This window comes from Tenacibaculum crassostreae (genome assembly GCF_964512405.1).
Classification (GTDB): Bacteria; Bacteroidota; Bacteroidia; order Flavobacteriales; family Flavobacteriaceae; genus Polaribacter; species Polaribacter crassostreae.
The window spans coordinates 367,144-390,945 of record NZ_CAZELE010000005.1; the positions used below are offsets into that span (position 1 = coordinate 367,144).

Annotated in this window: 25 protein-coding genes and 1 other RNA gene; 14 read left to right on the plus strand and 12 right to left on the minus strand. The window is 30.5% G+C overall.

Annotation, left to right across the window (positions count from 1 at the left end):
• Positions 1–4: 4 nt before the first annotated feature.
• On the minus strand, positions 5–757 hold the full coding sequence (locus tag ACKTST_RS07080) for a CDP-alcohol phosphatidyltransferase family protein (RefSeq protein WP_408047227.1): 753 nt from the start codon (positions 755–757) through the stop codon (positions 5–7).
• A gap of 98 nt (positions 758–855) precedes the next feature.
• Between ACKTST_RS07080 and ACKTST_RS07085 the strand changes: the two genes are divergently transcribed.
• A complete protein-coding gene (locus ACKTST_RS07085) occupies positions 856–1,833 on the plus strand; it encodes a YheT family hydrolase (protein ID WP_408047051.1) in 978 nt (325 codons plus the stop codon).
• Positions 1,834–1,991: 158 nt separating this feature from the next.
• Positions 1,992–3,095, plus strand: a complete 1,104-nt coding sequence (locus tag ACKTST_RS07090; RefSeq protein ID WP_456243491.1) for a lipoprotein N-acyltransferase Lnb domain-containing protein — start codon at positions 1,992–1,994, stop codon at positions 3,093–3,095.
• Here the strand turns inward: ACKTST_RS07090 and aroQ are convergent.
• The 4 genes from aroQ to ACKTST_RS07110 all read right to left on the minus strand — a co-directional run bounded on the left by aroQ (position 3,072) and on the right by ACKTST_RS07110 (position 5,658).
• Entirely contained in the window at positions 3,072–3,491 is a 420-nt protein-coding gene (gene aroQ, locus ACKTST_RS07095) for a type II 3-dehydroquinate dehydratase (protein WP_408047052.1), read from the minus strand. The two genes, ACKTST_RS07090 and aroQ, sit on opposite strands and share 24 nt — an antisense overlap.
• A 103-nt stretch (positions 3,492–3,594) precedes the next feature.
• On the minus strand, positions 3,595–4,182 hold the full coding sequence (locus ACKTST_RS07100; RefSeq protein ID WP_408047053.1) for an outer membrane beta-barrel protein: 588 nt from the start codon (positions 4,180–4,182) through the stop codon (positions 3,595–3,597).
• 180 nt (positions 4,183–4,362) lie between these two features.
• A complete protein-coding gene (locus ACKTST_RS07105; protein ID WP_408047054.1) occupies positions 4,363–4,956 on the minus strand; it encodes a porin family protein in 594 nt (197 codons plus the stop codon).
• A 180-nt stretch (positions 4,957–5,136) separates the two neighbouring features.
• Positions 5,137–5,658, minus strand: coding sequence for a porin family protein (locus tag ACKTST_RS07110; protein WP_408047055.1), 522 nt, complete (start codon positions 5,656–5,658; stop codon positions 5,137–5,139).
• Positions 5,659–5,757: 99 nt separating this feature from the next.
• Here ACKTST_RS07110 and xerD point away from each other — a divergent pair, with 99 nt between their 5' ends.
• Positions 5,758–6,669 carry a site-specific tyrosine recombinase XerD gene (gene xerD / locus ACKTST_RS07115; protein ID WP_408047056.1) on the plus strand — a complete coding sequence of 304 codons (912 nt, stop codon included), beginning with the start codon at positions 5,758–5,760 and terminating at the stop codon, positions 6,667–6,669.
• 32 nt (positions 6,670–6,701) lie between these two features.
• Here xerD and ffs read toward each other — a convergent pair.
• Positions 6,702–6,800: signal recognition particle sRNA small type (gene ffs, locus ACKTST_RS07120), an RNA gene on the minus strand.
• 177 nt (positions 6,801–6,977) lie between these two features.
• Here ffs and ACKTST_RS07125 point away from each other — a divergent pair.
• The 4 genes from ACKTST_RS07125 to ACKTST_RS07140 all read left to right on the plus strand — a co-directional run bounded on the left by ACKTST_RS07125 (position 6,978) and on the right by ACKTST_RS07140 (position 12,101).
• On the plus strand, positions 6,978–7,505 hold the full coding sequence (locus ACKTST_RS07125) for a DUF4199 domain-containing protein (protein ID WP_408047057.1): 528 nt from the start codon (positions 6,978–6,980) through the stop codon (positions 7,503–7,505).
• Between the two features lie 70 nt (positions 7,506–7,575).
• Entirely contained in the window at positions 7,576–8,532 is a 957-nt protein-coding gene (locus tag ACKTST_RS07130) for a glycosyltransferase family 2 protein (RefSeq protein WP_408047058.1), read from the plus strand.
• A gap of 33 nt (positions 8,533–8,565) precedes the next feature.
• On the plus strand, positions 8,566–10,275 hold the full coding sequence (locus tag ACKTST_RS07135; protein ID WP_408047059.1) for a phospho-sugar mutase: 1,710 nt from the start codon (positions 8,566–8,568) through the stop codon (positions 10,273–10,275).
• Positions 10,275–12,101, plus strand: coding sequence for an ABC transporter ATP-binding protein (locus ACKTST_RS07140; protein ID WP_408047060.1), 1,827 nt, complete (start codon positions 10,275–10,277; stop codon positions 12,099–12,101). The genes ACKTST_RS07135 and ACKTST_RS07140 overlap by 1 nt, the downstream gene beginning before the upstream one ends.
• Before the next feature lie 31 nt (positions 12,102–12,132).
• On the opposite strand, the gene ACKTST_RS07145 is transcribed toward ACKTST_RS07140, so the two are convergent.
• The 6 genes from ACKTST_RS07145 to ACKTST_RS07170 are packed head-to-tail and all read right to left on the minus strand — an operon-like array spanning position 12,133 to position 17,493.
• On the minus strand, positions 12,133–13,560 hold the full coding sequence (locus ACKTST_RS07145) for a CCA tRNA nucleotidyltransferase (protein WP_408047061.1): 1,428 nt from the start codon (positions 13,558–13,560) through the stop codon (positions 12,133–12,135).
• A gap of 4 nt (positions 13,561–13,564) precedes the next feature.
• Positions 13,565–14,110 carry an L-threonylcarbamoyladenylate synthase gene (locus ACKTST_RS07150; protein ID WP_408047062.1) on the minus strand — a complete coding sequence of 182 codons (546 nt, stop codon included), beginning with the start codon at positions 14,108–14,110 and terminating at the stop codon, positions 13,565–13,567.
• A 9-nt stretch (positions 14,111–14,119) separates the two neighbouring features.
• Entirely contained in the window at positions 14,120–14,779 is a 660-nt protein-coding gene (locus ACKTST_RS07155; protein ID WP_408047063.1) for a hypothetical protein, read from the minus strand.
• 20 nt (positions 14,780–14,799) lie between these two features.
• A complete protein-coding gene (locus ACKTST_RS07160) occupies positions 14,800–15,750 on the minus strand; it encodes a stealth family protein (RefSeq protein ID WP_408047064.1) in 951 nt (316 codons plus the stop codon).
• A 10-nt stretch (positions 15,751–15,760) separates the two neighbouring features.
• Positions 15,761–16,663: an ATP-grasp fold amidoligase family protein gene (locus ACKTST_RS07165; RefSeq protein WP_408047065.1), complete on the minus strand. Its 903-nt coding sequence runs from the start codon at positions 16,661–16,663 to the stop codon at positions 15,761–15,763.
• Between the two features lie 14 nt (positions 16,664–16,677).
• A complete protein-coding gene (locus tag ACKTST_RS07170; RefSeq protein WP_408047066.1) occupies positions 16,678–17,493 on the minus strand; it encodes a 2,3,4,5-tetrahydropyridine-2,6-dicarboxylate N-succinyltransferase in 816 nt (271 codons plus the stop codon).
• A 118-nt stretch (positions 17,494–17,611) separates the two neighbouring features.
• Here ACKTST_RS07170 and ruvX point away from each other — a divergent pair, with 118 nt between their 5' ends.
• From ruvX to ACKTST_RS07205, 7 genes are all read left to right on the plus strand, one after another.
• Positions 17,612–18,022, plus strand: coding sequence for a Holliday junction resolvase RuvX (ruvX, locus tag ACKTST_RS07175; protein WP_408047067.1), 411 nt, complete (start codon positions 17,612–17,614; stop codon positions 18,020–18,022).
• Between the two features lie 55 nt (positions 18,023–18,077).
• Complete coding sequence (gene def, locus ACKTST_RS07180; protein ID WP_408047068.1) at positions 18,078–18,662, plus strand: peptide deformylase; 585 nt, start codon at positions 18,078–18,080, stop codon at positions 18,660–18,662.
• A 29-nt stretch (positions 18,663–18,691) separates the two neighbouring features.
• Entirely contained in the window at positions 18,692–19,114 is a 423-nt protein-coding gene (locus ACKTST_RS07185) for a DUF5606 family protein (protein ID WP_408047069.1), read from the plus strand.
• Between the two features lie 3 nt (positions 19,115–19,117).
• Positions 19,118–19,897, plus strand: a complete 780-nt coding sequence (mazG, locus tag ACKTST_RS07190) for a nucleoside triphosphate pyrophosphohydrolase (protein ID WP_408047070.1) — start codon at positions 19,118–19,120, stop codon at positions 19,895–19,897.
• A gap of 295 nt (positions 19,898–20,192) precedes the next feature.
• Positions 20,193–20,918, plus strand: a complete 726-nt coding sequence (locus ACKTST_RS07195) for a (S)-benzoin forming benzil reductase (RefSeq protein ID WP_408047071.1) — start codon at positions 20,193–20,195, stop codon at positions 20,916–20,918.
• A 116-nt stretch (positions 20,919–21,034) separates the two neighbouring features.
• Positions 21,035–22,174 (plus strand): helix-turn-helix domain-containing protein, encoded by a 1,140-nt coding sequence (locus ACKTST_RS07200; RefSeq protein WP_408047072.1) that lies wholly within the window; start codon positions 21,035–21,037, stop codon positions 22,172–22,174.
• A gap of 247 nt (positions 22,175–22,421) precedes the next feature.
• On the plus strand, positions 22,422–23,798 hold the full coding sequence (locus ACKTST_RS07205) for a S41 family peptidase (RefSeq protein WP_408047073.1): 1,377 nt from the start codon (positions 22,422–22,424) through the stop codon (positions 23,796–23,798).
• The last annotated feature ends 4 nt before the right edge of the window (positions 23,799–23,802 follow it).

Sequence of the window (23,802 nt, forward strand, 5' to 3'; positions counted from 1 at the left end):
ACACTTATTTACTTGATAATTTTTTATCAGAATTATTAACCATTGATAATACTACGTAAGCAAGTATAATAGCTGGTACTGCAGCAATTTTTAATGCAACAATTAATAATACTGACAACAATAAAAAAACATATTTTATCACGTTATCTTTAAAAGAAAAGTTTTTAAACTTTAAAGAAAATAACGGAATTTCAGCATTCATCAAATAAGTAAATAAAACCGTAATTAATAGTAAAAAGTACTGATTAGAGATTAACGAAACTAAAAACGATTCTTTATCAAACTGCACTATTAATGGTAATGAAATTACAAACAAACTCATTGCTGGTGTTGGTACACCAATAAAGCTATCTAACTGACGCTCATCAATATTAAATTTTGCTAAACGGTAAGCTGCTCCTAAAGTTAATATCAATCCTAAATAAGGCAAATTACTTCCTGTTGTCCCATAAGAATCTACTCCAAAATAACCAACAGCATCAACATCAAAAGCTTCAACCAATAACTGCATCATCACTATTCCAGGTACCACACCACTAGTTACCATATCTGCTAAACTATCTAACTGTTTTCCTAACTCACCTTGCACCTTTAGTATGCGAGCAGCAAATCCATCAAAAAAATCGAACAAAATTCCAACCATAACCAAAATAGCGGTTGCAAAAAAGTCACCTTTAATAGCAAAAATAGTTGCGATTGTACCGCACAATAAGTTTCCTAGAGTTAATAAATTAGGAATATACCTCTTGACATTCATAGTATTCATATTTAAAGCTAAAGTAAGAAATCATTTAGTGAGTTTTACATTTTAGTTAATTTTTGTCATATTTGTTACAAAAGCTATAACGAAGTATTATGCCTATTATTTCAGAAGTATTTTCTCCAAGTTTACCTTTTAAAAACGGACATTTTAACACTGTTTATCGTCCGTTATTTATGAAAGACACCATTCAATATCAACGAAAAAGGATTACTACTTGGGATGCCGATTTTATCGATTTGGATTTTTCAATCGTAGGGTCAAAATCATTGGTTTTACTTATTCATGGATTGGAAGGAAGTTCTGAATCTAATTACATGATTACTACTTCTAATCATCTAAATGAAAACGGATTTGACACTGTTTGTATGAATCTCAGAGGATGTAGTGGTGAAGATAATTTGCTTTTAGAAACCTATCATAGCGGAAAAACAGACGACGTAAATTTTATCGTAAATTATTTGTCAGAAAACTATCAATATGAAAACATTATCATTACTGGTTTTAGTTTAGGAGGAAATTTAACCCTTAAGTATTTAGGAGAATTCGCTGATGTTCACTCAAAAGTTAGAGGAGGAATTGCTGTCTCTGTTCCGGTAGATTTAACCACTTCTCAAGCGGAGTTAAACAAATTAAAAAACAAAGTTTATTTGAATGAGTTTTTGCGGACCATGAAATTAAAACTTTTAGAAAAAGCAGAAAAATTCCCTGATTTCAACCTGAATAAAGAGTTATTATTTAAAGCAAGTAAGTTTAGGCATTTAGAAAAGCAATACACAGTTCCTGTATTCGGATTTGAAAGTTCTGAAGATTATTGGCAGAAAGCTAGTGCTAGACCTTTTATTCCAGAGATAAAAGTCCCAACCTTACTTATAAACGCTTTAGATGATAGCTTTTTATCCGAAGAATGTTATCCAACAAAAGAAGCTAAAAGCATGAATAATTTCTACTTATTAACACCAAATTACGGAGGGCATGTTGGTTTTATGTCTTCTTTCACCAATACAGAAAACTACTGGTTAGAAAACCAAATAACTCAATTTATTCAAAAAACCATTGGTATAAAACATTAAACTTAAAATTAACGACTTTATAGTTTGGTTTTATGATATTTGTACAACATCAATTCTATTGTAGTTAATTCTTTATGATGACAAAAAAACACATTCTTCTTTTACTCAGCTTACTAACAGTTAACATCCTATTTTCTCAAAACGCAAACACCGTAAGTTTGTCAAAATTTTCACAAATAAGTGTAATTACTTCAGGACCAGGTGAAGCATTGTATGAAAAATTTGGGCATTCTGCTATTCGAGTAAAGGACCCCGTTTTACAATTAGATTTGATATACAACTACGGTATTTTTGATTTTGACGATCCTATGTTCATAATAAACTTCACCAAAGGGTTTATGAAATATAAACTGGCTCGTTACCCATTTTATTTATCGTTAAAAAGTTCTCAAGAAGATAAACGTTGGGTAAAAGAACAAATACTAAACTTAACCCAAGATCAAAAAAATGAGTTTTTTAGTTTTTTAGAAACAAACGCGCAACCTGAAAATGCGAGTTATTTTTATGATCCCTTTTTTGATAATTGTGCAACTAGACCTCGAGATATTATTCAGAAAATTGTTGGTGACAACTTAGTTTTTAAAGATGATTTTATAACTGAGGATTTATCAATAAGACAATTGATGAACAAAGAAATCAATCCTAACACTTGGGGAAGTTTCGGAATTAATATTGCTTTGGGAAGTAAATTAGATAAAATTGCGGCTCCGAAAGAATATTTATACTTGCCAGATTATGTTTTTGAAGCTTTAAACACCTCAAAAATCATCAAAAATGGAAATGAAGAGGATTTGGTTCTAAAAACGAATATTTTACTAGATTTTGAAGAAAAAAAATCAAAAAGCGATGTTTTTAGTCCTTTTTTAGCAATGTTATTACTTTTATTTTTAGGATTATTTATTACTTATAGAGATTTTAAAAACGCTAAAAGAACTAAATGGTTTGATTTTATATTGTTTTTTGGTACTGGAATTTTAGGCCTGTTAATTGTATTTTTATGGTTCTTTACCAATCATTCTACAGCTCCAAATAATTTTAATTTTTTATGGGCATTTGCACCTAATATTATCGCAGCTTTCTTATTATTGAAACAAAATCTACCAAAGTGGATTTACAGATATATTCAAGTTTTACTGGTTCTTTTACTACTTATACCTATAATTTGGATTGCTAAAATTCAGTTATACACCTACCCTATGACTCCTCTATTTGTTTTATTAGGAATTCGACATTGGTGTCTACAAAAAACTTTGAAGCGCTAATTCGTACCCTTGCAAGCCAAAACCAAAAAGAACTCCTTTTGCATTTGGAGCGATATAACTCACATGGCGAAACTCTTCTCTTGCATGAATATTAGAAACATGCACTTCTACTACCGGAGTTTCAATAGCTTTTACTGCATCACCTATTCCAACAGAAGTATGAGTGTAAGCAGCAGCATTTAAAATAATTCCATCATAATTAAAACCCACTTCGTGTAATTTATTTATCAATTCTCCTTCAATATTAGACTGATAATATTCTAATTGAAAATCATCAGCATATTTATTTTTTAACTTCTTAAAAAATTCCTCAAAAGAATTAGAACCATAAATCATTGGCTCTCTTTTACCTAGCAAATTTAAATTTGGTCCGTTAATTATGATTAATTTTTTCATTCTAAATGTTTCAACAAAGTAAAAATACTCTTTTAAGTTTAAGCATAAAAAAAGGAAGCAAATTAAATTACTTCCTTTTTTCTTTTTATCATATAAAAAATGATTAGAACTTATAAGTTAATCCGAAATTAATATCTGATAAGTTTAAGTTTAATCCAAAACTATTAGTTGAAGGTGCTCCATCAACATCAATACTTTCATTAGAATAAGAAAGTGCAGCTAAAGATGCTCTTAAAGCAAAGTTTTCTGAAATAAAATAGTTTATCCCTGGAGCTACAGCAATACTAAAAACATTAGAATCAAATTCACCAAAACCATCCATATCTGTTGTTACAGAAGTATAAGAAAGCCCAGCTCCTAAAGTAAATGAAAAATTATTTTCAGGAGTAAAGAAATAGTTACCACTTAAAGAAGCTCCTGTTTGATCTATATCAGCCTGAAATCCCATCGTTTCAGTTGTAGAACTACCTATAATAAGCGCTAATTCTAAAGCAATATTTTCAGACACAAAATATCCTACAGAAGGAGAAAATGTAAAAGTAGTAAGGTCTGATCCACCTTCTTGTGAAACACTATTGAAACCTGCACTACCACTAATAAACCAGTCTTGTTTTTCAAAACCTCCCTTTTCTTGAGCATTTGCAGTAAATCCTGCTACAACCATAGCAATTGTTAATAATAATTTTTTCATAATTTTTAAATTGTTTTTTTTATTCGAGGTCAAATGTAGTTTGATTACTACTATTCAACAAACTTTTTTAATTTTATATTATACTTTTTTATTAATTAACTCTAGCTTAAATATTTAAAATTTAACATATAAAAAAAGGAAGCAAAATTGCTTCCTTCTTAATCTTTATTATTCTTTTAATTAAAAGAAATATCCAACAGAAATTTGGAATACACCATTTTTGATAGAATCTGCATCGTTATCTTTTGCTATACCACTTAAACCTAAGTTATAACGAGCACCAAAATTTAAACCATTTTCTAATTTATATCCTAAACCAAAGTTTAAACCAAAATCAAATCCATTAGTTTCATCTTTCATATCTTCAGTTGCTTCTTGTCCATTTGCTTCAGCTTTAACCTTTGAAGTTGTATTGAAAGCTAATTGAGGACCAGCTTCTAAACTGAATCCCTCAGCAACATAATACTTAGCCATTAATGGCATAGTAATATAATCTAATTTAAAAGTTACATCTGCTTCATTTCCTTGAAAATTATCTGCTGAAGCTCCTTGTGCAGAGTATAATAATTCTGGTTGAAAAGAAAATTTGTCAGAAATAGAAATTTCTGCCATTGCTCCAACATGAAATGATGTTCTTGAGTTTAAATCCTTTACCTCTTCTCCTCCATTTAAGCTAGCAAAGTTCATACCCGCTTTAACACCAAATTTAACATCCTGTGCGTTTGCAGTAAAACCTGCAGCAACCATAGCAACTACTAATAATAATTTTTTCATAATTTTTAAATTGTTTTTTTTAATTCAAGATCAAATGTAGTTTTATTACAACTATTCTACAAACTTTTTTAATTTTATATTACATTTTTTTTATTAATCAATTCTCCCTTAAACATTTAATATAAAATAAAAAAAAGGAAGCAATTTTGCTTCCTTTAAGAAAAATATTTTAATTGTAAATTAAAATCTATAACCTAAACCAACTTGAAATGCTTTAGTAGAAACATCTACTGATGGATCCTGTGATAAGTTTGATAATCCAATATTGTATCTCATATCAAAGAATAAACCACTTTCCAACTCATATGCAGCTCCTAAACCTAATGAAAAATTAAAAGATTCCATTTCGTCAGTATCTCCATCAGAATCTACAAGAAAACCTAATTGTGGTCCTGCTTGAATATTAAACCCTTCAGCAACATAATATTTTGCCATAACAGGAACAGTTAAAAAACTCATATCAAAACCATCAAAACCATCTCCAGAATATAATACCTCTGGTTGAATATGAAATTTTTCACTTATTTCAAAATCTACTAAACCTCCTAAATAAAAAGAAGTTTTTCCGTCAGGTGAACCTCCACCAAAATCAGTGTCTACGTCAACATTAGCAACGTTTAAACCTCCTTTAACTCCAAAAGTCTGTGCATTTGCAGTAAATCCTGCAGCAATCATAGCAACTACTAATAATAATTTTTTCATAATTTTTAATTTTATAATTATAAGTTTGTGAAGCGAAAATAATTTTATTTTTTAATAATTGTTGTTTTTTTTTAAAAAAAAAACAAAGCTCATGAAGAAATGAATTGGAAACCAATTATATACGATTTTTTAAATTATTTAAAAATTGAAAGAGGGCTTTCTCAAAACTCAATTGATAGTTATAAGAGAGATGTAAATAAACTGGCTTTATTTGTAGAAAATATAGAAAACCCTAGTTCTCCGACTTATATAACCTCTGATGTTATTCAACAATTTATTTATGATGCTAGCAAAAAGTTAAATGCTCGCAGTCAAGCTCGATTAATTTCGGGGCTACGTAGTTTTTTTGATTATTTAGTTTTTGAAGATTATCGACAAGACAATCCTACCGATTTAATCGAGAGCCCAAACATTACTAGAAAACTTCCAGACACCTTAGAAAAAGAAGAAATAGATGAGTTGATAGCTGCTATCGATTTAAGCCATCCACAAGGAGAACGCAATAAAACGATTATTGAAACTATTTATAGTTGTGGACTTCGAGTAAGCGAACTCATCAATTTACAGTTATCTGACTTATTTTTCGATGATGGTTATATTAAAATACTTGGAAAAGGAAATAAATATCGCTTTGTTCCTATTCATAGAACAACTATCCATCAACTTACTTTTTATATAAACGAAATCAGGTCTCAAATCAAACCTAAAAAACAAGATGAAGATATTGTTTTTTTAAACAGACGAGGAAAACGATTAACTCGACAAATGATTTTTATTATTCTAAAAGAACTTGCTCAAAAAATAAACCTAAAAAAAAGTATTGGTCCACACACACTTAGACATTCTTTTGCTACTTATTTATTAAAAAACGGAGCCGATTTACGAGTTATTCAACAATTATTAGGGCATGAAAGTATCACCACAACCGAAATTTATGTGCATTTAGATACTAGTTATTTAAAAGAAGTGGTTGAGTTACATCACCCTAGAAGTAATTTCAATTTAAAATAAGAAGAAAAATAAACGAAACTATTGGGTACAAAAAAAGGCGAGCTACCTACATCACACCGCTACGACCTAATACCCTTGCTGTGTTCCCACCCTGGGGGATTCAAAGGGAGCTGGTTGTGTAGAACTCGCCGAGGCAAAGATACAACCATTTTTTTGTAATAAACAAGCAAAAAAAACATAAAAAAAGTGTAACATTTCTAAGTTTTTGAATACTAATCATTTGTTGTTAGATAATTTTTACAATTTCAAATAACAAACAAAATAATCAACAATAAGAATATATTTGTATCACTAACTAAATTCACACAATGGAAAATCAAGCAAACAGTAAAAACATTATTTTAAATTACGGTTTAATCTACGGAGGTGCAGTAATTTTTACTAACCTTATTATTTACGCTTTAGGAATGACTTTTGACACTGTTGGTGGAATTATAAACATAGCTGTATTAGCACTATGTATAATTTTACTTCCAATTTTAGCTATAAAAAAGTTTAAAGGTGAAAATAATAGCTTTTTAACTTGGGGACAAGCCTTAAAAATTGGAATCGGAATCGTTGCACTAGGTACGCTAATTAGTATTATTTATAGTCATGTTTTTGCTGGTGTAATTGAACCTGATTTCTACAATCAACTAAACGAATTTCAAACGGAAAAACTCATTGATGCTGGTATGAACGATGAACAAATTGAAGCTCAATTAGCAATGCAATCTAAATTTCAAGGAACAATAATTGGTGACGCTATCGGATTGTTATTTTATGTTTTCTTAGGTTTTATAGTTTCAGCCATTGCTGGGGCAATTATGAAAAGAACAGAAGAAGATCAATATTAACAATTGTTTAAGATAGGTAAAGTTATAAATACTTCGTAAATTTACCTTTTTAAACATTTGAACAAAATATATGGATATATCGGTAGTAATACCACTTCTTAACGAAGAAGAGTCTTTATACGAGTTACACGATTGGATTGCAAACGTTATGCAATCCAATCGGTTTTTATATGAACTTATTTTTATTGATGATGGTAGTACTGATACTTCTTGGAGCGTCATCGAAGAATTATCAGAAAAAAATAAGTCGGTAAAAGGAATTCGCTTTCAAAAAAACTATGGAAAATCGCAAGCTTTAGATGCTGGTTTCGGCATTGCACAAGGTCGTGTAGTAATTACTATGGATGCCGATTTACAAGATAGTCCAGATGAAATTCCTGAATTATATAAATTAATTGTTGAAGATAATTTCGATTTAATTTCAGGTTGGAAAAAGAAACGTTACGACAATGTGGTGACTAAAAACATTCCTTCTAAATTATTCAATTGGGCAGCTCGTAAAACATCGGGATTAAGTTTACACGATTTTAACTGCGGATTAAAAGCCTACAAAAACGAAGTTGTAAAAGCGGTGAAAGTTAGTGGTGAAATGCACCGTTACATACCGGTGTTAGCAAAAAATGAAGGTTTTCATCGTATCGATGAAAAAGTTGTACAGCATCAAGCTCGCAAATACGGAGTTACCAAATTCGGGATGGATCGCTTTATTAATGGTTTTCTAGATTTAATTACCATTTCATTTCTATCAAAATTCGGTAAACGACCAATGCATTTCTTTGGTTTATGGGGGACCTTAATGTTTATTTTTGGTTTTTTCTCAGCCTTTTTTATTGGAGCTTTAAAAATATATCGATTAGCATCTGGTATTAAAACTATATTAATTACAGATAATCCTTGGTTTTACATCGCTCTAACCTCTATGATTTTAGGTACATTACTATTTTTAGCTGGTTTTTTAGGTGAGTTGATTATTAAAAGTAATCCACAGCAAAAACACTATAAAATTAGAGAGCAACTGAATTTTTAAACTCGTACCTTTGTATGTTTTTTAATTTGATACATGAAAGAGATTTTAAACAATGCTAAACAATGGCTTTCTGATCCTTTTGATTCAGAAACACAGCAAGAAATTCAACAATTAATTGATGCTAAATCTGATGATTTAGCTGATCGTTTTTATAAAAACTTAGAATTCGGAACTGGCGGAATGCGCGGAATTGTAGGAGCAGGAACCAACCGAATAAACAAATACACCTTAGGTAAAGCTACACAAGGATTAAGTAATTATTTACATAAAGTACATCCCAACAAAAATTTAAAAGTTGCTATTGGTTACGATTGTCGTCACGATAGCGAATGGTTAGCAAAAGTAGTTACTGGCGTATTATCTGCTAATAATATTCACGTATTTTTATTTGAAGATATGCGTCCAACACCAGAATTATCATTTGCAGTAAATTATTTACAATGCAATGCAGGAATTGTATTAACTGCTTCACACAATCCTCCAGAATATAACGGGTATAAGGTTTATTGGAATGATGGTGGACAAATAGTTCCTCCTCAAGACACAGAAATAATTAATGAAGTAAATTCATTGGCTTTTTCTGAAGTCAATTTTAATGCTAAAGAAGAGTTGATTACGTTAATTGGAAGCGAGATTGATGAAGCGTTTTGGGATGCTTCCTTAAAAAATGGAACATTTAATGTAAAAGGTCGTGAAGATTTAAAAATTGTTTTTACTTCTTTACACGGAACCTCTATTAAACTAATTCCTGAAGTTTTAAAACGTGCAGGATATACGCAAGTTCATATTGTTGAAGAACAAGCAACTCCTGATGGTGATTTCCCAACAGTAGAATCTCCAAATCCAGAAGAACCAGCAGCTCTTAAAATGGCTGTTGATTTAGCTAATAAAATTGATGCAGATATTGTTCTTGGAACCGACCCAGATTCTGATAGAATTGGAATAGCAGTAAGAGATATAGATGGAAACATGACATTGTTAAACGGAAATCAAACCATGAGTATGATGACCGATTTCTTAATCAACGATTGGAAAAAACAAGGAAAGTTAAACGGAAAACAATTTGTAGGTTCTACCATAGTTTCTACCAATTTAGTTAATGAAATTGCTGATTCTTACGGAGTAGAAACGAAAGTTGGTTTAACTGGTTTTAAATGGATTGCGAAAATGATTAAAGACCATCCTGAACTTAATTTTATTGGTGGTGGTGAAGAAAGTTTTGGGTATATGGTTGGCGATTTTGTTCGTGATAAAGATGCGGTAACCTCTGCCCTACTTGCTTGTGAAATAGCTGCAAATGCTAAAGCTAACAACAGTTCTTTCTACAAAGAGTTGTTAAATTTATACACACGACATCATTATTATAAAGAACACCTTATTTCTTTGGTAAAAAAAGGGATGGACGGTGCACAACAAATTAAGCAAATGATGGTTGATTTGCGAAACAATCCACTAAAAGAAATTGATGGTTCTAAAGTTGAGTTCTTATATGATTATCAATCTTCAACAAGAAAGAACTTATTAACTGGTGAAGAAATCACTATTGATATTCCTAAATCAAACGTATTGATTTATCATACTGAAGACGGGACAAAAATTGCAGCTCGCCCAAGTGGAACAGAACCTAAAATAAAGTTTTATTTTAGTGTTAAATCTAAATTAGATTCAATAGAAGACACAAAAGATATTGAAAGTAATTTAGACGCTAAAATTCAACGAATTATTAAAGAATTAAATTTGTAATGAATTACTTTAAAAAGATTATTAAATATGCTATTCCGTATAAAAAATACGGCTACTTAAATATCTTATTTAATATTCTATATGCTATATTTTCAACACTTTCATTCTTGGTATTAATGCCAATGCTGAAAATAATTTTTGAGCCTAATGCTCCAAAAATAACAAAAAAACCAAGCTACCATGGTTTAACTTCTGCTATAGATTTTTTTAAAAACTCCATTTCATATTATATAAACAATATTGCAGGAGATAATAAACTCAAAGCCCTTATGGCTGTGGTGACACTAGTTATAATTACATTCTTTTTAAAGAATCTTTTTAACTATTTAGCTATGTATTTTATTACTTTTTTAAGAAATGGTGCTCTTAAAGATATCCGTAATGATTTATATAAAAAAATAACCGAATTACCTTTGTCTTATTTTTCTGAAAAAAGAAAAGGAGATACAATTGCTAGGTTTGGTACAGACGTAGTCGTAGTAAAAAACTCATTTCTATCCATCTTAGAAATGGTAGTTAGAGAACCTTTGACGATACTTTTTTCTATAATAGCAATGTTATTTATTAGTGTTAAGCTAACCATTTTTGTTTTTATATTCATACCTATATCTGGTTATATTATATCCATAATTGGTAAGAGTTTAAAACGTAAGTCTGCAAAAGTCCAAAAAGAGCAAGGACTCTTTTTATCTCTTTTAGAAGAAACTCTAACTGGCTTAAAGGTGATTAAAGCATACAATGCAGAAGAGAGCTTTGGTAATAAATTTAAAGAATCCACACATCGCTATTATAATTTTTCAAACTCTTTAGTTAATAGAACAAACCTATCTGGACCAACAAGTGAGTTTTTAGGTATTGGTGTTATTGCTGTACTTTTATTGTACGGAGGGAAGCTTGTTATTGTTGATGGAAGTTTAGCGGGTGACGAATTCATTACTTATATGACATTAGCTTATAACGTATTAACACCTGCTAAAGCAATTTCAAAAGCAAGCTATAATGTAAAAAGAGGTAACGCTGCAGCAGAAAGAATTATAGAAGTATTAGAAACTACAAATCCTTTAAAAGAAACCTCAAATTCAGTTGAAAAAAATGATTTCAAAACTGAAATAAAGATTGATTATGTTTCTTTTAAATATGACGAGGATTATGTTTTAAAAGACTTTTCATTAACCATCCCTAAAGGAAAAATGGTAGCCTTAGTGGGCCAATCTGGAAGTGGAAAATCGACCATAGCAAATTTATTAACTCGCTTTTATGATGTCAATGAAGGTAGTATTACTATTGATGGAGTCGATATAAAAGATTTAAAAAAACAATCACTACGTCAATTAGAAGGTTTAGTAACACAAGATTCAATATTATTTAATGATACTGTAAAAAACAATATTACTTTAGGTATTGAAGGTAAAAGTGACGAAGAAATTATTGAAGCTGCTAAAATTGCCAATGCTCACGAGTTCATCAAAGACTTACCTGAAGGTTACGACACAAATATTGGTGACGGTGGAGGAAAATTATCTGGTGGACAAAAACAACGTTTAAGTATTGCACGTGCTGTACTTAAAAATCCGCCAATTATGATTTTGGACGAAGCTACTTCGGCCTTAGATACTGAATCGGAAAAACTTGTTCAAGATGCGTTAGAAAAGATGATGCAAAATAGAACCTCTATTGTTATTGCGCATAGATTATCTACCATACAAAAAGCGGATTTGATTGTGGTTATGCAAAAGGGAAAGATAGTAGAGCAAGGTACTCATGAAGAATTAATTTCAAAAAATGGAACATATAAAAAGCTTGTAGAAATGCAATCTTTAGGATAAAAAAAGAGAAGCTAATAGCTTCTCTTTTTTTTTACTGACTTATTATTTTTAATCCTAATTGCTCACCTTTTTCAATCATAAATTGATACGAAGCTTCATGTTCGTTTGGTATTTTTCCATCTAAAATAGCTTCTTTAATCGCTTCTTTTATCTGTCCAATCTCTCTACAAGGTGTTAAATTGAACGCCTCCATAATTTCTTCTCCAGTAATTGGAGGTTGAAAATTACGAACTCTATCACGTTCTTCAACTTCTTTTATTTTATGACGAACTAGCTCAAAATTCTTATGATAACGTTTAAATTTCTTCGGATTTTTTGTTGTAATATCCGCTTCACAAAGTGTCATTAACGATTCTACATCATCACCAGCATCAAAAATTAAACGACGAACAGCAGAATCGGTTACTTCACTAGCTAAAACAATCGGACGAGAACTTAACATCACCATTTTTTGAACAAATTTCATCTTATTATTCAATGGCATTTTTAATCGTTTGAATAGCTTATACACCATCTTTGAACCCACAAATTCATGTGAATGAAAAGTCCAACCTATTTTTTTATGGTAACGTTTCGTTGGTGCTTTACCAATATCATGCAACAAAGCCGCCCAACGAAGCCAAACATCGTCAGTGTTTTCAGCAATATTATCAACTACTTCTAAGGTGTGGTAAAAATTGTCTTTATGCTTTTGACCTTCTACTTCTTCTACTCCTTTTAAAGCAATTAACTCAGGTAAAATTCTTTCTAATAACCCTGTTTTTTCTAATAACAAGAAACCTATGGAAGGCACAGGAGATTCTAATATTTTATTCAGTTCAACCACAATACGTTCTCGAGTAATAATATCAATTCTCGAAGCATTTTTTGTAATTGCGTTTAATGATTTTTCTTCTATTTCGAATTTTAATTGAGTAGCAAATCGAATAGCACGCATCATGCGCAACGGATCATCTGAATAGGTAATATCAGGATCTAACGGTGTTCTGATAATTTTTGCTTCTAAATCTGAAATTCCGTCAAAAGGATCTAATAACAGTCCGAAATTATCTTCATTTAAACTTAACGCCAAGGCATTAATCGTAAAATCTCTTCTGTTTTGATCATCCTGTAACGTACCTTCAGAAACTTTAGGATTTCTACTTTCTTCCGAATATGATTCTTTACGAGCACCAACAAATTCAACTTCAATGTCTTGAAAACGTAACATCGCAGTTCCGTAAGTTTTAAACACTTGAACTTTTGGCTTATTTGGTAGTGATTCAGCTACTTTTTGAGCTAACTCTATTCCACTTCCTACAGCTACAACGTCAACATCTTTAGCTATTCCTCTTTGTAAAATAAAATCTCGCACAAAACCGCCAATTACGTAACATTCTAGTTGTAACTCTTTAGCTGCTTTGGATATATAATGAAATATTTCTGCGGAAATTGCTTCCTTAAAATATTGATCTTGCATACAATTATTCTCTTATCACTATAACAGTATCGCCTTCAATTTTTAAAATGGTTGATGACTTTTCTGCTACTTTCTCTTGTTGCAAATTTACCACATAATCTACATTCTTTAAAATAGCTTCGCTAATTTCTGAAAAAGACTTTGGAGTTGGTTCTCCACTAACGTTTGCTGAAGTAGAAACAATAGGTTTTCCAAACTCTTTAATTAACTGAATACAAAAATCATCTTGAGGAATTCGGATAGCAATGGTATTATCAGAAGCCACAGTATTAGCTGCTAATCCTTTCGGATTATTATAGATTATAGTTGTAGGTTTTTCTGATTCTCTCAGTATTTCTAAAGCTTTTTTTGGAATATAATCAACATATTGTTCTAACATTTCAATAGAACTTACCAAAATAATTAAGCTTTTAGATTCTTCTCTATTTTTTAATTGATAGATTTTCTTTACAGCTTCTTCATTTGTCGCGTCACAACCTAAGCCCCACACGGTATCTGTAGGGTATAAAATTGTATTTCTATTTTTAAGGATATCTAAAATTTCTTCCATGAAAAGGTATTATTCATCTAGTCTATATCCCATACCATCTCTAACTATTTGCTTGCAAGGTGTACACTTTTTACAAGGTTTAGTATCTGAATCATGGCAAAACCAAGTTTTATGCATAATATCTATAAAGCCCTCCTTTTCTGCTATATCTTTCATATCGGTCTTTGTAAGATTATATATTGGAAATCTCATCTTTCCAAAAATTCTTTTTAAAAACCTATCTTTTACATTAGGGTCTAAAACTGCATACTTTCCAATCTCTTCATCATTTACTAATATAGTTTTCCCTTTTAGAAAAGAAAAATCTTTACTGTGAACCGATAATTCTAAGTTATTCATATCCAAAGCTAAGCAAGAGAGCCAATAATATTGTCTTCCTAAATGCCTTCTTCTTTTAAGAATTTTATACGACAGCTTTTGCATCGCATTGAATTTAATATCTTTTTGATTAATAATTTTTAACTCTAGAATTTTTCCTCCATTAGAACCATATCTATTTAGAATTTCTTTAGTTAATAATTTAATGGTTTCTAATTCTTTAAATCTTGAAAATCTTTTTTCATGAAACACATATATTGGTTGAACTACAGCTCCCTTTTCTATTAGCTTTAAAACTCTAAAGGTAGAATCCCAACCACTGGTCCATAAAACATTCTGAATATTTTTCATATAACTATAATCTTCTTTCTCTACTTTAATTTATATTTTTTTTCTAACCAATTTAAAAAGTAAACTAGCTTATCTTTTGGGCATTGATCCAAACTTTGCAAGTTCAAAAATAACTTGTTCGGGTTATTTACTTTTGTTTTTAACTTATACTTTGACCAAGTAAAAAACTTGTCTTTATGTATATAAATCAATTGATAATCATTTTTTAAAACACAAGTTTTATTTTTGATTTCTATGTGATTTGCCAAACCTTGTGGCGTAAACTGCGCTACGTCTCTAAACTTATATTTAACATTATCAATTTCAATATTCCTATTATTTTCAAAAAAAGTTTTAAATGTTGACTTTCTCAAAGGAGCTGGTATATGCTGAAATCTAAAAAAATATTTCTCAAATCCAACAACTTCCGCCGCTCTTTGTTGCGCTCTTTTATGTTTAGGCTTCGCTTTATCTTTTTCTGAAGGAGGAAATATTTTTTTGTGAAGTTTCTCCTCTTCAAACTTTAACCATTTACCACGAATTAAAGGTTCTCTATCAATAAAAAAATCAGAAACTTTAGTCTCTTTTATTAAGAACATATCATCATTAAAATATAAAAAATGTTCCGACAAACCAGGGATATTATACAGTTTTGTTTCTATTGGTCTGTTTGAAAACACTGGCAAAAAATTACTATCCTCTTTAAAAATATCTTTATGATCTATAATGAAAACATTATCGTACTCACCTCCCTTTTTATTTTTAATAAAACTAGGTATTTGATTGTCAGTCACTATAAAGATATTTCTAACAAATTTGGCATATTTTAAAATTGAATGAACCGAATATTTTACTTCTTCTACTTGATCAAGTCTGGTTCTAAACTCTTTTTTAGAAACAATAGCCTTATCTACATAAGGTAGCATTTTTTGTTGATGTTGTTCATCTTTACCATCTACCCAAGTTATAACAGCATCAATAGGAAAACCCATACTTTATAAATTAAATTTCTGTTATTTCAGTTTGACCTTTAAGAGATGGTAATTCTATCATATCTCCAAAAATTTTATTGTATTTATTTGGATAATACTCGCTTCTTCCGTCACCAGGGTAAAAAGTCATTTCTCCAAATAATGTTTTTCCTTTAATAGAATACAAATCAACTCTAACAAACGGAAAACCTTGAGATATTTTTTTAGCTACTTCTATCATTTCATCAAAATTTGATGGCTTTTCTATAGTAGCTAAAAAAACATCTATCTTTTTTCCTTTACTCACTGGAAGTCTATTAAAATCAAGGTCATAGATTTCTCTTTTGTAGTTATCTCCTGCTCCTCTATCCATATGAATTTCAAGATATTTAGGATTTCCATCAAAACAAAAAAACTTATAATCGGTTAATGAACTTCTCCCTTTTTCTGTTAAAAACTCTTCTGCAATAATTTTAGGTTTAATATCTTTATAGCCCCATTCTTGACCAGTTCTATAATATTGATTTGATCGCAGCCATCTACTTAAAGTTCTTCTAACTTTCCATAGATTAATTTCTTTTTTATCCTTTACAATTATCGTATGTCTATTAGTATGAACAGCTTTTAATACAAATTTATCAGGTAGTTTAGCTAAATCTAGTTGGCTAGCCTTAGAATAAACTCCTAAAGTTTTAATTAAATATTCTTCACCAATTTTATCTTTCACATATTCTTTAACGGCATACTTGTCTATTAATGTGTTAAGAATACGTGGACGATAAAACCTCTTGTACCACTGAATTTTTTGATTAAATTCTACTGGATTATCAAAATCCAACTTTTTACCCGTAGCGTACTCATACGAAAAAGGTAAAAAGTACTTCTGAGGTAAAAAAGTCATCTTTTTTAGCATCCATAAAAGTGTTCTATTCATTTTATCTAAATAGATTAAACAGCCACATCATACTCTCTAAGCGCATCGTTTAGAGATGTTTTCTTATTAGTACTTTCTTTACGCTTACCAATAATTAATGCACAAGGTACTTGATATTCACCCGCTGTAAATTTTTTGGTATAGCTTCCTGGAATTACCACAGAACGTGCTGGAACAACACCTTTCATTTCGACTGGTTCATTACCAGTTACATCTATAATTTTAGTACTCATGGTTAATACCACATTTGCCCCTAAAACAGCTTCCTTCTCTACTCTAACCCCTTCAACAACGATACAACGAGAACCAATAAAAGCTCCGTCTTCAATAACTACAGGCGCTGCTTGTAAAGGTTCTAAAACGCCACCAATTCCAACTCCACCGGACAAATGAACATTTTTACCAATTTGCGCACAAGAGCCCACAGTTGCCCAAGTATCAACCATAGTTCCTTCATCTACATATGCTCCAATGTTAACATAACTTGGCATTAAAATCGTTCCTGAAGATATATATGCTCCATGACGAGCTACTGCATTTGGAACTACTCTAATTCCTTTTGCTTCATAACCTCTCTTTAATGGAATTTTATCGTGATATTCAAAAATACCAGCTTCTAAAGTTTCCATTTTTTGGATTGGAAAATATAAAACTACTGCTTTCTTCACCCACTCATTTACTTGCCAACCATTATCTGATGGTTCAGCAACACGTAATTCACCCACATCTAATAAATCAACCACTTTTCTAATGGCATTTATGGTAGTTTCTTCTTTTAATAAATCGCGATTATCCCACGCTTTTTCTATAATAGATTGTAATTCTGTCATTATTAATTGATTTTTTCAGCAAAAATAAAATAGCTTTCAAAATTTACTGCGAAGATACGTTTTTTAAACAGATATTTCCGCTTTGTTTAATTTAACTACCTTTGCAAAAAACTATTGTATGGGCAGAATTTTAGCCATCGATTTTGGTAAAAAAAGAACAGGAATTGCTGTAACTGATGAACTTCAAATTATTGCTTCGGGTCTAACAACGGTTAACACTCCTGAATTGCTGATATTCTTAAAAGAATACACTAAAAAAGAAAACGTTGAACTTTTTTTAGTTGGAAAACCAAAACAACTAGATAATTCTGACAGTGAAAGTGAAGTACTTATTATCCCTTTTCTTGAAAAGCTTGAAAAAACTATTCCAAGCATCCCTGTAAAAAGAGTTGATGAGCGTTTTACCTCTAAAATGGCTTTTCAAACAATGATTGATAGTGGTTTAAAGAAAAAACAACGTCAAAACAAAGCTCTGGTAGATGAAATAAGCGCTACTATAATCTTACAATCGTATTTGTACAACAAATAATTTTTTCTACCCAAAGCATTCTTTGTATTTTTGCACTCTTAAAATTTAATAGTAAATGATTTTACCCATTGTTGCATACGGTGATCCCGTTTTACGTAAAGTAGGAAAAGAAATCGATAAAGAGTATCCGCAGTTAGAAAAGCTAATTGCCGATATGAAAGAAACCATGTACAATGCTAGCGGTGTAGGTTTAGCGGCACCTCAAATTGGAAAAGACATTCGTTTGTTTCTTATTGATGCTTCTCCTTTTGCTGATGACGAAGAATTAAGTGAAGATGACAGAAAAGTATTAGAAGGATTCAACCGTGTTTTTATCAATGCTAAAATTGTTAAGGAAGAAGGTGACGAATGGGCTTTTAACGAAGGATGCTTAAGTATTCCGTCGATAAACGAAGATGTGTTTAGAAAAGAAACCATTACTATTGAATACCAAGACGAAAACTTTGAAAAGCACACAGAAGTGTTAAGCGGATTACCAGCACGTGTTTTTCAACATGAATACGATCATATTGAAGGAGTTTTGTTTACCGACAAACTTTCTTCTTTAAAGAAACGATTAATTAAAAAGAAATTAGAAAATATTTCAAAAGGAAAAGTAAACGCAGGATATCGCATGCGTTTTCCTAATGCAAAGAGATAATTAGTAGTAATACATTAAAAAATTAAGACATGGAATTTAACAAAATTATAGCTGTTACTGGTAAACCAGGTTTATATGAAATTTTATCACAAACTAAAACTGGTGTTATCGTAAAATCAATCGTAGATGGTAAACGTTTTCCTATTACAGCTACACACAATGTAAGCTTATTAGAAAACATCGCTATTTATACTTATGAAGAAGAAATACCTTTAGCACGTGTATTTAAAAATATTTCTGATAAAGAAGAAGGTAAAGAAGCAATTTCTCACAAAGAAAGCGCTGCTAAATTAACCGAGTATTTTGGTGAAATTTTACCAGATTTTGATCAAGAGCGTGTATATGCTTCAAACATTAAAAAAGTAATTCAGTGGTATAATATTTTAGCGAAATCTGACTTTGATTTTAGCACTTTGGTAGAAGCTGAACAAACAACTGCAGAAGAAGCTTAAATCGTGAATACTCGTAAGCAACAGTTAGACGCCTTTAATCGTTTGTTAGATATCATGGATGAGCTTCGTGAGAAGTGTCCGTGGGATAAAAAACAAACCCTACAAAGTCTGCGACATTTAACTATTGAAGAAACTTACGAATTAGCAGATGCTATTTTAGACAACGATTTAGAAGAAATAAAAAAAGAACTAGGCGATGTGCTACTGCACATCGTCTTTTATGCTAAAATAGGGAGCGAAAAACAAGCTTTTGATATTGCAGATGTTGCCAATTCAATTGCTGATAAGCTCATCGACCGTCACCCGCATATTTATGGTGATGTAGTTGTTGAAAATGAAGTAGAAGTAAAACAAAACTGGGAAAAACTAAAACTGAAAGAAGGTAAAAAATCGGTTTTAGAAGGCGTTCCAAAAAGTTTACCTGCGGTGGTAAAAGCCAACCGTATTCAAGATAAAGTTGCTGGTGTTGGTTTTGATTGGGAAGAACCGCATCAAGTGTGGGAAAAGGTTCAAGAAGAGCTTTCTGAATTGAACGAAGAAATCAAAAACAACAATCAAGAAAAAATAGAAAAAGAATTTGGAGACGTTTTGTTCTCTATGATTAACTACGCTCGTTTTATTGGGGTGAATCCTGAAAATGCACTGGAAAAAACCAATAAAAAATTCATCAATCGCTTTCAATACCTAGAAGAAGCTGCCAAAAAAGAAGGCAAACAACTTTCTGAAATGACCCTCGCTGAAATGGATGTGCATTGGGAAAACTCAAAAAAGTTTTTCAAATAGTTCAAATTGGGAGAATTCGAAAGAATTCTTCAAATAAATCTAATTTGAAAAACTCTAAAGAGTTTTTCAAATAACTATTACCGTCATTGCGAGTGATAACGAAGCAATCTTTCTGTCGATTGTGAGGTAGCCACGTCGTTTTATTCCTCCTAATGACAAATCACATTCGTCATTGCGAACGACAGTAAAGCAATCTTTCCATTTAAAGTACAACATTTTTTGAGTGAACAAAACTCTATTATAAAGATTACTTCGTCATTCTTCCTCGTAATGACAGATTTCGTATTTTTACTTTATGAACATCATCATTATCACCGGAGGAAGTAAAGGAATTGGGAAAGCCTTAGCCGAAAAATACGTACAAGAAAACTACAAAGTATATTCGTTATCGAGAAGTATTGTCGACCTAAAAAATGTCACACAAGTTTCTGTGGATTTATCTGACATTAAAGCAACACACAACACCTTTAAAATGTTATTAGATGAGCTTAAAAAACTAGAAATTTCATCAATTACTTTGGTGAATAATGCCGGAAGACTCGGCAACATAACGAACTTAGAAAATATTCCTTCAGAAGATATTGCCAAAAGTATTCAACTAAACACTACTTCTCCACTTATTTTGTCGAGTTTGTTTATTGAAGCCACACAACAGTTAACTTGTAAAAAGCAAATTATTAGTATTTCTTCTGGTGCTGCAATAAAACCTTATGAAGGTTGGAGTGTGTATTGCACTTCTAAAGCGGCGATTGATATGATGACCAAAACCATTGCTGCGGAACAAAACGAGCTTGAACACGGAGTAAAATGCAATGCAATTTATCCTGGTGTGGTAGATACGAACATGCAAACCCATATTAGAAGCACCGATGAAAAAGATTTTAAAAACCTACAACGTTTTGTAAATTTAAAAGAAAACGACCAACTTTATACCTCTGAATATGTTGCTGAAACCATTTTTACCATAGACACCCAAAGCAAACTTAAAAATGGAGATATTGTGGATATCAGAGAATTTTAAAAAGTTTTTTAACTTGATTCTTAACCTTTAAACAATTAACTTCTATATCATACGATATTAGTTGATTAAAACAACAATTATTTTAATTGTTAGTAAACATTATTATGTACCTCTAAATGATAAAGTCTAATCCTATTTTATTCACAATTATTTGCGTATTTTCCATTCAAGCAATCATATTTAGTGGATTAATTTTATTAAAAAAACCAAGAATAAAAACCAATACATTCCTTGCTTTATTGGTGTTCTTTTATGCTTTGATACCTCTAAATATTGTAGTGGTCAATGTATTAAAGGACTATGACTTACTATACATTTTCAGATATATTCAGATGGAAATGCTTTACGGAATTGGACCAACACTATACTTTTACACTAAATACATTACAAATCCAAAATTTAAATTCGAAAGAAAACACTATCTGCATTTTTTACCATTAGTATTGGAGTTTATTTTTTATAGAACTTCTATATACAGAATTGGTTCAGATGGTCTTTATTTACAAGAATTACCAACCTTTTCTTATGTTTACCTTATTCAACAATGGATTGGTGTAATTTCTATTTTAACATACAGTTTTATATCGCTTAGAATTTTAGTTAAATACCAAAAGCAACTTAAAGAATATTATTCTAAAATAGATAATATTTCTCTTAAGTGGCTTCAAACTCCAATAATTATTTACGCTTGTTATTTTATTCTTTGGCAAGTTTTGACTGAAATAGATCGATTTGTTTTTGACAGAAGTCTCCGTGAACACTATTTTTTACCAAATTTTGTATTACTTTCTATTGCAACATGCTGGATTGGATTTAAAGGTTATATTCAAAAAGAAAGAGAGTTAGTTTTTTTGAAGCCTTTTTCCAAAAAATCAAAAAGCATTACTATTCAAAAAGATGAAATATTTATTAAGAGACTCAATCTTTTGATGGAAACTAAAAAACCATATCTCAATCCAGAATTAAATCTTTCTATGTTGGCAGAAATGTTAAACATAAAACCTAAGGTACTTTCATTAAAAATCAATCAAAATTATAATCAAAATTTTTATGATTTGATTAATTCGTATAGGGTTATGGCTTTCAAAAAGCGTATAGAATCTCCTAAAAGTGATCAATTATCTTTACTTGGTCATGCTTTTGAATCTGGCTTTAATTCTAAATCTACTTTTAACAAAGTTTTTAAAGAATCCACACAACTAACTCCAAGTCAATACCTTAAAAAAAACAAAAATACGTCCGAAAAGAAGCGTTAGGACGATTTAAGTTAACTTTCCCTATATTTTTACAACTTCTAAATTATCTAAGACTTGTTGTCTTTTAATATGGAAAGTAATTATTCTTTTACTATCAAAACTATATTGAGTTCTATAATCACTTTAGAAAAAATTAAAGAAATACTATTTATGAAAAACTTGGTATTAGAGCACTTAAACAGCAAAGAGAAGAATTTCAAAAAATGAAAAATCAATAAATAAACCTACAACTTATAAAACAGTTATAATGAAAATCAAACTCTTATTTATTTTTTCAATTATTAATTTAAGCCTGGTCTATGGTCAAAATCAATTTTCAAAAGAAGAGGTGCTATCAGATTTAAATTATCTAAAAACATCTCTAGAAGATACACATATCAATTTATTTGCTTACACCTCTAAAGAAGCATTTGAAGAAAATTATAAAAAAGTAAAAAATAATGTAAAAAAAAATAGTTTTAGTGTTTTAGAAGCAACCAAGTTATTTCAACAAGTTGTATCGAAAGCTAATAACGGACACACGAGAATCCCATTTCCAATAACTAGTTATATTAATTATGCTAAGTCAGGAGGAACACTTTTTCCATTGGAAATTGCAATTGAAAACGGCAAAGCGATTGTTAGAAAGAACTGGTCAACAAATACGGCTATTAAGGTTGGAGACAAACTCATTTGTATTAACGAACAGCCTATTCAAGAAATTTTGAATAAAATATACCCACAAATTTCGGCAGAACGTATTTACTTTAAACATGCACAATTAGAAAACCTAACGCTACCTAGGTTTTATTGGTTGGTATTTGGTGAACAAAGAAGCTTTACAGTAAAAATTGGACATAACGATAAGTATTCTAATTACAATCTTACCTCCATAAAAGCGGTTGAAGATTTTGAAATGAAACGTAAAGACATTCTCAAACACAACAGGAAATTCGATGTATTATCTAATACTATAGCCTATATACAACCTGGTGATTTTGGAGGTGATTTAAACAAGTACAAAAAATTTATAGATATTACCTTCACTAAAATTAATACAAAATCGTATAAAACACTGATTATCGATTTGAGAAATCACTCTGGTGGTGATGATGCTTTTGGTGATTATCTAGTTTCCTACATTGCAAATAAACCTTTTAAATGGGCTTCAAGATTTCAACTAAAAACCAGTGTACAGTTAAAAGAGCATACCAAAAAGAATAGAGATACTACACAAACCTATTGGCAGTCTGTGCTAAAACATAAAGATGGGAGTATTTACGATTACGATTTTGGTCATTATAAACCGCAACCTAAAGAAAAAAGATTTAAAGGTAACGTTTACGTACTTGTAAACCGACAATCGTATTCACAATCAACTGTAACCGCAGCTCAAATTCAAGATTATGAATTTGCTACTATAATTGGAGAAGAAACAGGAGAATTTCCTAATTTATATGCATCAATTTATAATTATCAGCTACCCAAAACTAGAATATCTGTAGAGGTTTCTAAAGGAAAAATAGAAAGAATAAGTAAAATAGATACAAATACTGGTGTTATGCCAGACATTCAAATAAAAGATCATCTATTAGACGATAAAGATGAGATTTTGGAATTTTTATTGAAAAGAATAAATAACTAAAAGA